Source organism: Saccharicrinis sp. GN24d3 (assembly GCF_052400645.1).
In the GTDB taxonomy this organism is placed as follows: Bacteria; Bacteroidota; Bacteroidia; order Bacteroidales; family Marinilabiliaceae; genus Saccharicrinis.
Genome location: NZ_JBQTGI010000025.1, coordinates 1 through 13,123, shown reverse-complemented (window position 1 = coordinate 13,123; position 13,123 = coordinate 1). Strand labels below are relative to the sequence as shown.

Annotated in this window: 7 protein-coding genes; 3 read left to right on the top strand and 4 right to left on the bottom strand. The window is 39.1% G+C overall.

Annotation, left to right across the window (positions count from 1 at the left end; genetic code table 11):
• Nucleotides 1-65: 65 nt before the first annotated feature.
• Nucleotides 66-857: an EI24 domain-containing protein gene (locus tag ACT29I_RS21700; RefSeq protein WP_430933342.1), complete on the bottom strand. Its 792-nt coding sequence runs from the start codon at nt 855-857 to the stop codon at nt 66-68.
• A 190-nt stretch (nt 858-1,047) separates the two neighbouring features.
• Between ACT29I_RS21700 and purB the strand changes: the two genes are divergently transcribed.
• The 3 genes from purB to ACT29I_RS21685 all read left to right on the top strand — a co-directional run bounded on the left by purB (nt 1,048) and on the right by ACT29I_RS21685 (nt 5,516).
• Nucleotides 1,048-2,394 (top strand): adenylosuccinate lyase, encoded by a 1,347-nt coding sequence (gene purB, locus ACT29I_RS21695; RefSeq protein WP_430933343.1) that lies wholly within the window; start codon nt 1,048-1,050, stop codon nt 2,392-2,394.
• A gap of 82 nt (nt 2,395-2,476) precedes the next feature.
• A complete protein-coding gene (locus ACT29I_RS21690; RefSeq protein WP_430933344.1) occupies nt 2,477-4,297 on the top strand; it encodes an ABC transporter ATP-binding protein in 1,821 nt (606 codons plus the stop codon).
• A 67-nt stretch (nt 4,298-4,364) separates the two neighbouring features.
• Entirely contained in the window at nt 4,365-5,516 is a 1,152-nt protein-coding gene (locus ACT29I_RS21685) for a WD40 repeat domain-containing protein (RefSeq protein WP_430933345.1), read from the top strand.
• 98 nt (nt 5,517-5,614) lie between these two features.
• On the opposite strand, the gene ACT29I_RS21680 is transcribed toward ACT29I_RS21685, so the two are convergent.
• The 3 genes from ACT29I_RS21680 to ACT29I_RS21670 all read right to left on the bottom strand — a co-directional run bounded on the left by ACT29I_RS21680 (nt 5,615) and on the right by ACT29I_RS21670 (nt 12,614).
• Complete coding sequence (locus ACT29I_RS21680; RefSeq protein WP_430933346.1) at nt 5,615-7,234, bottom strand: apiosidase-like domain-containing protein; 1,620 nt, start codon at nt 7,232-7,234, stop codon at nt 5,615-5,617.
• A 77-nt stretch (nt 7,235-7,311) separates the two neighbouring features.
• On the bottom strand, nt 7,312-10,245 hold the full coding sequence (locus ACT29I_RS21675) for a glycoside hydrolase family 2 protein (RefSeq protein WP_444794394.1): 2,934 nt from the start codon (nt 10,243-10,245) through the stop codon (nt 7,312-7,314).
• Nucleotides 10,246-10,460: 215 nt separating this feature from the next.
• Entirely contained in the window at nt 10,461-12,614 is a 2,154-nt protein-coding gene (locus tag ACT29I_RS21670) for a T9SS type A sorting domain-containing protein (protein WP_444794393.1), read from the bottom strand.
• Nucleotides 12,615-13,123: the final 509 nt, after the last annotated feature.

The window sequence follows — 13,123 nt, the reverse complement described above, 5'->3', positions numbered from 1 at the left end:
ATTAAGTTTCTTCAATTAAAAGTAATTATTTTAAGAACAATGAAAGAATAATAATCACTTTTTATTTATGAAGCGTTTAAATCTTTGTTGATCATCGATTCGGTTATGGAAATAGTGGCTGCTGTTACACTAACGATTGACACGAAACTGGAAATGAGTACTCCAATAAATGGGATTAACAATACCAGCGAAAAAATCGTTCCATTACCGATTACCAGGCCCTTATTCTTTTGCACAAAGGCAACACTCTCGGTGATATCCATTCTTTTTCGTTCCAAAGAAAAGTCGATAAAAGAAAAGCCATAGAAATACGCGGAGATAAAAAACAAAGTTAATCCGGTAAAAAATCCTACAATAGGAACAAAGCTTAGTGTAAATAATGCCACTGTTAAAAGCAGCTCTACCCCCAAATTTCGAAGCGCCAATCGTACGCCCCGCCATATATCTTTTATCAATTGATTAAAGTTGAAGGGAAAATCTTCCCCTGTTAAAATGCTTTCCACTTTTTCGGAGAGAAATGCAAATACGGGTGAGAGGAGTATGATAACAATGTATCCGCCAATAAAGGCAAACATTAAAAAGAACATGATCCGAATCACGATAAACATAACGAATTCGATGGTGGAACTTAAAAAGCCCGATCCCCAGAATTCCCAACTATCCATCTTGATCCAATCGGTAACATAAACGAACCATCTGGTGCTTAAATTCATAGTGGAAGTATATCCCAAAATAAATAATACAATATTAAGCAATAGAGGAAACAGAAAATACCAGGTCAACCTATTTTTTTTAAGAAAATTAAACGCCCGTGAATAGCTATTTATCCCTAATGCGAATCCCTTTTTAAAAGTCATTTTAGCGGTTTTAGTTCCCTACAAAATTATTAAAGAATATGATTTGGCAAAACGCAGCTACAAGAAAGAAAACTGACCCGGAAGGCGGAATAAAAAATTGAATTTTAAAACCTTTTTAAACTTCATCATAAAGTTCTAATTTTCCGTTACCCAAATTTTGCTAATTTTGCAGCTTAAAATATAAATATTGATGATGGACATACAGTTATTAACGGCAATTTCTCCGGTCGACGGAAGATATAGAAGTAAAGTGGATGGGTTGGCACTTTATTTTTCGGAATATGCATTAATCAGATACCGTGTATTGGTTGAGATAGAATACTTTATAACACTTTGTGAGCAACCATTGCCGCAGTTGTCTGAATTTGACAAAAAGCTTTATAATGATTTAAGGAAAATTTATAAGGAATTTCAATTGGAAGATGCGGAACGTATCAAGGAAATTGAAAGTGTCACCAATCATGATGTTAAGGCTGTTGAGTATTTTATCAAGGAAAAGTTTGATGTTCTAAAACTAGAGAAGTACAAAGAGTTTATTCACTTTGGCTTAACATCCCAGGATATTAACAACACGGCTATACCTTATTCGTTGAAAGATGCCGTTAACGATATTTATTATCCGTTGCTGGAAGAGTTAATCGATCAATTGGCAGAATTGGCCGAGGAATGGAAAGAAATTTCAATGTTAGCCAAAACACATGGTCAGCCTGCTTCGCCAACGCGTTTAGGTAAGGAGATGATGGTTTTTGTGGATCGTTTAAAAACACAATTGTCATTGTTGAAAGGCATTCCTTGTTCGGCCAAGTTTGGCGGTGCAACAGGAAACTTTAATGCGCATAAAGTGGCTTACCCGGAGATAAACTGGATTGATTTCGGAAACCATTTTGTGAACGATATTTTAAAATTAGATAGGGAGCAATATACCACGCAGATTTCGAATTACGATAATTTAGGAGCTATCTTTGATAATTTAAAACGCCTGAATACCATTATGCTGGACCTTTCCAGAGATTTCTGGACTTACATCATGATGGAGTACTTTAAGCAAAAGATTAAAAAAGGAGAGGTGGGATCCAGTGCTATGCCACATAAAGTAAACCCTATCGACTTTGAAAATGCAGAAGGTAACCTGGGTATTGCCAATGCAATATACGAACACCTGTCGGCTAAATTACCGGTTTCCAGGTTGCAACGCGATTTAACGGATTCAACAGTGCTACGAAACATTGGGGTGCCTATTGCCCACACCGTAATTGCTATCAAATCGTTACAAAAAGGTTTGGGTAAACTATTGTTGAATAAAGTTGCCATACAGCAAGATTTGGAAGACAATTGGGCTGTGGTTGCGGAGGCTATTCAGACTATTTTACGTCGCGAGGCCTATCCAAACCCATACGAGGCATTAAAAGCATTAACCCGCACCAACGAAGGAATAAATGCTAAAACCATTGCCGAGTTCATTAATACGTTAGACGTTTCGGAGGATATCAAGGACGAACTTCGTTCTATCTCTCCTCAATCTTATACCGGAATGTAAGCGTTTCGGAACAATTTTCTTTGAAGTCAGCTGTGTTAAAGTTACTTTAGCAGCTGACTTTTTTTAATGCATAAATTCAAGAATGAAGGATTTTTTTAAAGTTTTACAAAGATTTATCCCTCCCTATAAACACCATCTGGTGTTGACATTAATATTTAACGTGTTGCATTCCATTTTTGGGAGTGTGGCCATGTTGTTTTCAATCCCCATTTTTCAGGTTCTTTTTGATAAAACCAAAGAGGTGAGTGATTTGGTTGCCTGGGAACTTACTCAGGATGCGTTGGTGAATAACTTTTATTACTACGTTACCGAATTTAAGAACGAGTATGGTATGATGTCGGTAATGCCTTTTGTTGGTGCCTTGTTACTTTTTGCCACCCTGTTAAAAGTTGGCTTTGCTTATTTGGCTTCGCACCAGACGGTTTCTATTCGAAACGGTGTTGTGAAAGATATCCGTATGCAGATTTTTACAAAACTGATTGCATTGCCACTAGGGTTTTATTCCGATGAAAAAAAGGGCGATGTAATGGCACGTGCAACGGGTGATGTTACCGAGGTGGAGAATTCAATCATGTCGTCGCTGGATATGTTTATAAAGAATCCGATTATCATTATTGTATCCATTGGTTTTATGCTTAGCATTAGTTACCAGCTAACTCTTTTTGTGTTCGTAATGTTGCCAATAGCAGGCTGGATTATCGGAAAAACGGGCAAGTCGTTAAAATCTAAGTCCAGGGTTTCGCAGTCGTTGATGGGGAGCATATTAGGAACCATTGAGGAAACCGTTGGGGGTTTGCGCATTGTTAAGGCTTTTAATGCGGAAAAAAAAATGATACAACGTTTCGAGGAAGAAGCGGAAGACTATAGAAAGATTATGGACAAGGTGCGTCGCAGATATGTGATGGCACATCCGCTAAGCGAGTTTCTGGGTACTATTGTGGTTGTAATACTAGTATGGTTTGGCTCGTATATCGCCACTGGTGAAAACGCTACTTTCGATGGGGCCGCATTTATTGCGTATTTAGGTATATTCTATCAAATCATTAATCCCGCAAAGCAGTTTTCCACGGCATTTTTTAATATCCAAAAGGGATTGGCTGCCATGGAACGTATCGATAAAATTTTATTGGCCGACAATAAAATAATGGAGCAAGATGGGGCCGAAGAGGTAAAAGCCTTCCATAAAAAAATAGAGTATAAAAACGTAAGTTTTGGCTACAACGAGCACCAGGTGCTTAAGAGTGTTTCGTTGACCATTGAAAAAGGTAAGATGGTGGCCTTGGTTGGTCAGTCGGGATCGGGTAAAACTACGTTTGTGGACTTATTGCCACGTTTTCACGATATCCAGGAAGGCAGCATAACCATTGATGGTGTTGACATTAGAAATATGAAGGTGCACGATTTACGCGGGTTGATGGGAAATGTAAACCAGGAAGCTATTCTGTTCAATGATACCTTTTATAACAATATTGCTTTTGGAGTAGAAAATGCGACACAGGAACAGGTGGAAAAGGCTGCCAAAGTGGCCAATGCACACGATTTTATCTCGGCTACCGAAAATGGTTATCAAACGTTGGTGGGAGATAGGGGTGGTAAACTTTCCGGCGGTCAACGGCAGCGAATCAGCATTGCCCGTGCCGTGTTAAAAAACCCGGATATCCTGATTTTAGATGAAGCTACTTCTGCCTTAGATACAGAATCTGAAAAACTGGTGCAGGAGGCATTGGAGAACCTGATGAGCTCACGAACCTCCATTGTGATTGCGCACAGGCTTTCAACTGTTAGAAATGCAGACCTGATTTGTGTATTTAACGAAGGTGAGATTGTGGAAAAAGGAACGCACGAAGAACTGTTGCAAAATGGAGGTACGTATAGTAAACTGCATCAGTTGCAGGTAAGGTAATGGCCATGTTTGTCTTTTTATTAATCTGAGTTTGAAATCTAAAGCCATTAAAACCATTTGAGTTAGGATGAAAACCCTTTTTGTAATATTCGTACTTCTATGCACTGCAAATATGGTTTGGGCGCAGGATGACGAATATTTCGTGGATCTAATTAAAAAAGGTGAATATAGAACCAACACCATCGATGTTAATAGGGATAATACCCAACTGTTGATTGGCGCAGAAAATAAATTGGTTGCAGTGTATGACTTGGCGAGCAAAAAGACAGTTTTCGAAGTCCAGGCACATTATCAACCAGTGATCAGCGTAAAATTTTCTGCGGTAGAGAATACTTTTTATTCCGTTGGAGATAGAAGCATCAAATTATGGAAAATAGGAGGGGAGAAGCCGGAAAAAATATACACCGGAACGCATACCAACATTACATCTTGCGATTATACGCCCGGGGAGTTTTTTTTTGTGGCATCTTCGTACGATAAAAAATATCGTTATTGGGATGCTTCTCAGCTTAAAGCCATAAAAACGGTAGAAACAGGCCACAAAAAAAGCATTATAGCCGTTGCAATAAGCAATGACAACAAGTTAGTGGCTACTGGGGCACTGGATAGCTCAATTGAAATATGGCATACGGATTCTGCGGTAAGAAAACATTTGATGTTGGCACATTCTCGCCCCATCTCGTGCCTCGAATTTGTAAACAAAAACAATCATATTATCTCGGCCTCGCATGATGGGAATGCCAGGCTTTGGGACGCAGAAACCGGTGAACCAATCAAAATGTACCTGGGACACACCGAACCTATTAGTTCCATAGAAGTGCGTCCAGATGGAAAATACCTGCTAATGGCGTCATTTGATCATACCATCGGACTGTTTAATATTGCAACCGGAGAAAAAATACATACATATGTGTACCATGAATTTCCTGTGCTGGATGTAGCATGGAATACCAAAGGAGATGGGTTTTACTCGTGCGATAAGGAAGGAAATATTATTGAATGGTCTGTCCCCGATAAAGTATTTGTGGATTTTTATTTTGGGAAAGAGATTGGCACCGAAATTACAGCAAGTAAATTGGTTTTGCCCAGAAAGAAGGGTGAACCGAAAGATGGCTTTAAAGCCAGAAAGGCCAGGGCCGAAAAACTGAAATCTCAATTACGGGATAAATATTACCTAAAGTATCTTGAACTGCAGAAAACGTTTGTAATTGGTAATTGAGGGTTCTGCTGGGGACAATATTTTTTGGTGGTGTATAATGATAGTAAAGGCAAACTAAAGAGACCATCTTTTAACAAAAAAAATGGTCTCTTTAAATCTTACAACTTCCATGTAATCAATATTGCATCAGCCTGGCCATACCAAGGACTGATAAACTCCTGTTTTTTATCGAATTTAGTCTCTTGTGAATACTCCCCTGTTAAAGTATTAAACCACTTAAAGTATACTGGCTTTTTATCCTTAAACATATATTCTTTTCGATATTGGTAGGTTTCTTTGGGTACATAGTTTAAATATTCCTCTTTATCCTTGTGTTTTAAACAGTAACCTGCCTGATTATGCCAGGGTACAGGATTGTACGCGCCAAATGGGTAATCCGTAAACAACTGAGTCATGTGTTTAAAATACTCGAATTTTGGCTTATAGAAACTATCTTCCTGCTCAAAAGGATTATATATTATTGCATTCCACGATGTTCCTTGCCAATAGTAGGTAGAATAAACCCCTGCAAAAGCACATTGATAATTACGCTTTAAACATTGCTCGGCACTGATGTAACTGCCAGGGAAAACCACATAAGGAGATTCTTCATAGCCGCCATGCTCAATATTGAAAACAGGTTTGTCTTTGTATTTGTTAAAATCATTAAGCATGTTAGTGTACAAAGCATAAGTCCAATCCTGGCGTGAAATATAGTCCACAGATTCAGGATGGCGCTTGCAGAAACCATAATCATGAACTGTTACCAGACGTTTAAAGTAGTTGGCGTTTCTCAGTCGCTCAATTCGTTCCAATATATATTTGTCATCAGCCCTACCGTAGAACAAGGCCTCTTTTGAAACATCCCACATGATATTGGGGAAGGCTCCATAACGTTTCACCACATAATCGAAATACATATTATCAGCTTCGGAATTCATTTCCGGCCAGGCTACCAGCTTGTTCCAAACGTAAATCATCAGGTGAGATATGATTCCTTTTTGGTTCATTAGATCGATTGTACGGTCAAATTTTTTAAAGAAGTCCACATTTAACGAGGAATAGTCAGGGTTTTTGTTATCCCCCAAGAATGGGAAGATATTTTTGGGGCCACCAAATTCGTGCTCGGGATGTTTCAACAATAATTCATCTTTTTTCCAACTTACGTCGAACGAAAAAACGTTCATCACTACCTGGTTTAATCCATTTTGTTGAAGCAGATTTAAAAGATGGTTGGTCTTAGGTAACCCCTCTTCGTTATGGTAATCCAAAGCATAGAGCCAATCGCATTCAAAAGCCATCAAAAAATAAGGAGAACCATCTTCGTAGTAAAAATGACGCATATCCTTTTCGGGGATTACAATGCCTCCTTTTGCACCATCTGCAGTTTTGTCAAGAATGGTTATATTTCCTTTTTTACCGTTTAATGATTTCACCTGCGATGTGGTGATATAACTCCAGGTTCCAGTTTCGGAACCAGAGAAACGAAGCAACCACTCGTTACCTCCATTGTAAAAGCCGGGTGCTTTTTGTTTTTTACCTGAAGGGGAAGTGAAAGTGGCGTAAAAATCGGTTACAAAAGGTGTTTTGGATTTGCCTTTGAAAGCGATGTCGATAACTTCCCATTTTTTAATGGAGGTCATCTTTCTCGAAGAATAGTTGGTTTTTAAAATTTCAGCTTTTGATGGGTGTAAAAGCACTCCAAAAGAAATTATTAGGAATATTATTGTTTTTCTCATATACGTATAAAATTTTAAAAGTCATTGGTTATTGCCTGCGCTCAATGGTGAATTTACTTTTAACAATGACTGATTAATTATTGACTAATGTCTGATGACCATTCGGATAGTTCAAAGGCATTTAACCAAACCCCTTTGTTGCTTTGGGCATCTTTAAACACAACTGCTACCGGGTTTGTTCCATCTGAAACAATAATGGTTTCAGCTGTTGCAGCAGGAACAAATTGCATGTCTTTACCTTCTGTCGTTTTAGCTTTAACAAGTTCAGAGGAGCCCCCTGTCTCAATGCTGATTTCTTTGCCATACGGCAATTTATGGATTTGTAGCTTTTTGAGTTTATCTACATTGGTATCCATAAGGTCGCTGTTTGTGCGCGGGGCATGATGCCAGGTGGTCAGTTTATAAGTTCCTTTGGGTAATTGAGCAAACTCAAGAGTTATACCTTCTTTGTCGATGCCGATTACACCCTCACCATACGCAAAACCGTATTTCCCAATCACGTTCATCTCGCCCAACCAGCGAAGTACTCCATTGGACGAATTTGTTTTAATACTGGCATCAATGCCTCCGAAGGCATCCAATTGAATAGAAGATGGTTTGTTGTCTTCAGCATTCCAAGGTATCCAGCCAAATTGAATCAACTGGTCTTTAGCGCCCATATCAACCCTTATTCTTTCGAAATCGTATATGGGTTTAGCGTTGGCAAGTATCATATCGTTCTCTTTAGCAACGGAATAGAATGTGGCTGTAGCTGATTTTAAACCTTTGCTTTTGGCTGTTAGCTTTATTTCACCGGGGGTTGTTCCCGCTTGAATTAACACTGGTGCTTCTCCTGTTTCAATAAACATAGGGTTGGCATTTATGTCGGCATCATCACCATAAATTGCAGCAGGACCCGCAATGGAGAATTTTACCTCTCCAATGGAATCCTTTACCCAGGTTCCGTTTTTATCCAACACCCTGGCATAAGCCACTAAAATATCTGAACCATCCGCTTCGAATTTGCGGCCAACCGTATCAATAATTAGCTGAAGGCTTCTGGCTTTTTCAGGTGTGCGTATTGTTTTTGAAACATACTCTTTGCCATCTTTATATCCAACTCCTTTTAATTCTCCATCTTCATAATTGGATATTGTGAAATGAAAAGGAGGATGATCTAACCCGAAATAAACAGAATCGCGTGAAGGCTTTTGTTTCATAAACGGTTTTCCATTTATGAATAATTCTACTTCATCCGCATTCGAAAAAACGTCTAGTTGCTTGGTTCCACTTTTCCAATCCTGTTCAATATGCAAATAAGGTTCTTTTCTCATTTCCGATGGATACCAAAGCAGTCCTTTTTTAGGTTGACGGAAAATAGTCATCGCCCCACTTCTGGTTCTGTCCTTCATGCTTTTGTATTTGGCATGAGTAGGATGGAAGGTATAATATGCATGGGCTGTCCATGAGATGATTCCAGTCATTTTAGGATCGCGTTTGTGAATGGCTACTTCCTTTGGCCCAGAATGACCTTCCATAGCAAGCATGGTTTCCGACCTGTCCCAAACAAACGGACCGTAAAGCATATTGGCATTGATATCCGTTAAACCTGATGCTTGCCAGCCTGTCCAGCGGGCACTTTGCGATGCGGTCAAGCGGTTTGGATCTTCTTGTTTGATGGCGTAGTGTACCTGGGGGACATAACCTCGATGGTTGATACCTGCACCCCAAATTACAACGGAAGGGTGATTGCGGTGATTACGAACCATTATGCGGGCAGCTGTCTCCAGGTTCTGGAACCAGAGTTTGGTGTTGTTCATAGTAATCCAGGTAGGTGCTTCTTCGTAAACCAATATGCCCAATTCATCACAGGCTTCCATAATAGCATTATCGTGCGGGTAGTGAGCGGTACGCATTACGTTAAAGCCTAACTGTTTAAATTGAAGCATGTCCTTATAATGCAAAGAATTGGGCACAGCATCGCCGAGGTATCCATAATGTTGATGACGGTTAAAACCAATCAAATCAATCGGCTTTCCGTTAAGCATGAAGCCCAATTCATTATCCAACCTAAAAGTCCTGATGCCTAGTTTGTTTTCAACACAATCTGCGCTGTTGCCATCCACGCTTACTTCGGTGTTAACACGATATAAGTAAGGATTTTCCGTATCCCATAATTGCAGGTTGTCTTCGATCCCGCCAATCTGGTTGAATTCAACATCAGCACCTGCTTCTACTCTTTGTTCCGAAACCAACTTGAGTACCACGATGCCTTTATCATCAATCACCCTGTTAATGACTTCACACTTTTTTGCGGTGTTATTCTCGTTGCGAACAAATGTTTTTATGTTGATGGTCGCATTCATATTGACCGGGTCAACACTGGGGGTAGTTATGGTAATACCCGCATTGGCTTTTTCCCAGTTGTAAGTGATATGTACCGGATCTGTTTCTACCAGATAAACATCACGATACAAACCACTAAACTTGACATAATCGAACGGGCCGGCATCGGGAGGTATATTCTCGTTTCTTCGGTTATCCACCAATAAGGTAACCTGGTTGGCTTTTCCTCTTACTACAAATTCAGAGATATCGAAGTGAAATGGGGAATAACCGGTAACCGCAAACTGACCCACATGTTTTCCATTTACCCATAAATCGGTAACTTGGTGGGCTCCTTCGAATTCAAGATATACTTTTTTATCTGCACCGGAAGTTATCAGAATATCTCTTCGGTACCAACCAACGGTTCTATGGAAAGTTGGTTGATCTTTTGCATCGTTGCAAAAATCCAAGGTTAACGAGGTTGGTTTCAACGTATGGGGTATGCTGATGTTTTCCCATTTTGAATCATCGGTTTCTTCAGCGTAAAAACTGGCTCCGGGATCTCCTAAATGAAATTTCCAACCCGTGTTGATACATTCTTTTTTTCGGTTTGAATCCGGGTAACCATATGGTAGTTGCTTATTCTGCGTAAATACGGATGTTACCAAAACAAGCAAAGCAAAAAGTAGATTTGTTTTAAACATTATTTTGAATTAAGATTATTTTATGAGTTCAAGTTATGGCTATTTCAAAAATCTTGGGGTTAAAAATTAATTACAAATAAGGGGAGGATTACTTTGCAAAGGAGGTTAAGCACATCAATAATCGTTTAATATAACTGTAAAATATTTTAAAAGCCACCTTTATAAAAGAGTGGCTTTTAACTAAAATCTAACATTATATGAGAAACATACTTGAATTATTTAATCATTAACTTTCCAACATAAATTTTGCTGTTGCCTAAAATTCTGATCATATAAACACCTTGTATCAAATTTAAATCTGAAAAATAAACTCCTTCGTTATTCAGCTCGTACGCATCTGAAATCACTTTGTTGTACATTGGCTTTCCGTTTATCGCATACACCGTAATTTGGGCATTTCCGGTGACAACCTCTTCTACAACAATTCTAAAATCGTGGTGTGCAGGATTAGGGAATATTTTTAAAGTTCCATGGTTGGAGGTAAGATTAAAAATACCACTATCAGGATCTTGGTCATCCTTTTCAACAACTTCTCTTGCCCAATCGGCCCCTGCAATCCATCTATCCTGGCCATATTCATATGCGCCAATATCCGGTTTTGAGCCATTAAATCCATCTGTGATCCCAGCAACTTCGGTGCCCGCATCAATCAAGTATGAATCTGCAGAGGGAACAAAGTTAGTATCCTCTACAGAAACAAATGGTTGGTTGCCATTGATAATATTTGACCCAATATTGGTTCCGATCCACTCAGCACCGTCGGAGCTGGTGTCAGAATAGTTGTTGTAAACCTTGATTCTTTCCATGTTATAACCGTTGGCCCATCGCCCCATACCATGACCGGCTTTCCATATTGTATTGTTGTAAAAGTTGATGTCGGTATTGTACCAGTTTATCATTAGCCCGTTCCAGGTAATATTCCATACTACATTGTGATGCACATCGTAACCTTTACTGTTGTTATCCAGGTAAATTCCTGCTGCCCTGCCATCAGCATAATCAGGCCCATAAGAATCGTGAAACCAATTATGGTGGATTACTGTGTTTTTTAAATCGGTATTGCCTACTGTGTAAAATACACCACCATCATTATTTATTTTCATGCAATCGAATACATCGTTGTAAGCCACGGTTGAATTTGCACCACTGGTATAAATGCCATCCCTTCCGCAGGAATAAATGGTATTATTGGTAATCGTAGCACCCGGGCAATTGGAACGTATTGGATTGGCATGAACTCCTATTGTATTAAAATGTCGAACCACATTGTTATGGATGGTATAATTTTTACTTCCTTTCCAGGCTGTTAACATTGAAATTCCATTGCCCGAACCATATTCAATAAGGTTATTCTCTACAGTAATATTGCTCCCTTCAAGCTTTATGGCAGCATTACCAATTTGCGCATCAGTATTATCCAGTTCATCTAACGATTGCAAGCAGTTTTGGAATTTTCCGTTTTTGATAACACAATAATTCCCCTTAACCTCCACTGTTCCTCCAAAACAGGATAGACCATCAATATGTATGTAATCTTTGTTAATTTGCATGGTGTAAAGCCTAGCACCTGCTTTTAACGTCACATCTTCTGGGTTCGCTCTACCGGGTAACATGCAATATACCGTTTGATCTTGACCATCGTAAAACCATTCACCCGGATAGTCAAGAGCATCTAATTTTCCGAATAAATAAAACCTACCTCTGTTTTCGTTTCTGTATACGGTAGGATTGTGCGGATTAAAAGGCCATTTGCTAATATCTACCCCTGTAAAGCTAAACTGACCACTTCCAGATGAAGTGATCTCCCTGGTCCAGCTCATCCCCGAATGGGCCCCCAAATAACAAACATAACCGTCGGTCCAGTCAACAGAAGGCAGTCCATTGGCTGTAATATGTGAACCAGAGCCTCCTGTTGCTTCGTGTCCATCGAATGATAACCTGTCGTTATCCTCATTATTTGGCCATCTGGCAATATCTAAGATACTATCATTACAGAATAAAACGTTGTATTCTACCCCTAAATTCAGGGTAGTATTGGCTTTGTAGATATCTCCTGAATGGTTCGTCCAGTTATCGAGTATTTCAGTGGCATCTATTACTACATTATCCTGTTCAAAAGTGGTATATGTAATTGGGTTCCCCTCAGTACCTGAATTGGTTGGACTAAGTATTTCTCGGTATACTCCTTCCTTAATGTAACAAATGTCTCCGGCAACCATGATAGACGCTGCTTTTGAAATTGTTAAAAAAGGTTGGTCTAATGTTCCTGGATTACTGTCATCCCCTGTTTTTGCAACATAGTAATCTGTAGCGTTTATGTTGACAGACAAACATAACAATAAAGCCCCTACTAGTATATTTAGCTTCATATTTTAACTTTTTGTGATAGGTTATAAAGTTAAGCTATCAGGGACAAGGGGAGGTTGAAATATTGTATAAATTAAACGGGGCATTTTCATACAAGGATCAACAATCCCCTGGATTACCTTCTTTTATCACAAACCTATCCGTTTACTTAGTTTCTACTCTTCTTTTTTTTTATGGAAAATTCCCACCTGTATCAAATGGTAACCTTCCTTCTATTTCAGGAATACGTTTTTTTCAGTACGATGAAGATGGCGAAGAATATTAGCGTCCACCTTTTCTAATTCTTGGCAATTCAACGCCGGTAGCAGGAACCATTTTTGTGATATATCAAACCATAGTTAACTAACCCTATGGCAATATCACAATGTTTATCAATAGCTATCGCGTTCCCGTGAATTGAGTTTGTGTTTTTAAAAGACTTTGGGTAAAAATGCAGTTACTACTCAGCAAGCAAAAACGAAATATAAGTAACATGGTTTCCTTGCTGTATTTGTTTCTGAGTTGCAAAGCG

Excerpts from the sequence above, each read along its gene's own strand:
- ACT29I_RS21700 (WP_430933342.1), bottom strand. The coding sequence starts at position 857 with ATGACTTTTAAAAAGGGATTCGCATTAGGGATAAATAGCTATTCACGG.
- purB (WP_430933343.1), top strand. The coding sequence starts at position 1,048 with ATGATGGACATACAGTTATTAACGGCAATTTCTCCGGTCGACGGAAGA.
- ACT29I_RS21690 (WP_430933344.1), top strand. The coding sequence starts at position 2,477 with ATGAAGGATTTTTTTAAAGTTTTACAAAGATTTATCCCTCCCTATAAA.
- ACT29I_RS21685 (WP_430933345.1), top strand. The coding sequence starts at position 4,365 with ATGAAAACCCTTTTTGTAATATTCGTACTTCTATGCACTGCAAATATG.
- ACT29I_RS21680 (WP_430933346.1), bottom strand. The coding sequence starts at position 7,234 with ATGAGAAAAACAATAATATTCCTAATAATTTCTTTTGGAGTGCTTTTA.
- ACT29I_RS21675 (WP_444794394.1), bottom strand. The coding sequence starts at position 10,245 with ATGTTTAAAACAAATCTACTTTTTGCTTTGCTTGTTTTGGTAACATCC.
- ACT29I_RS21670 (WP_444794393.1), bottom strand. The coding sequence starts at position 12,614 with ATGAAGCTAAATATACTAGTAGGGGCTTTATTGTTATGTTTGTCTGTC.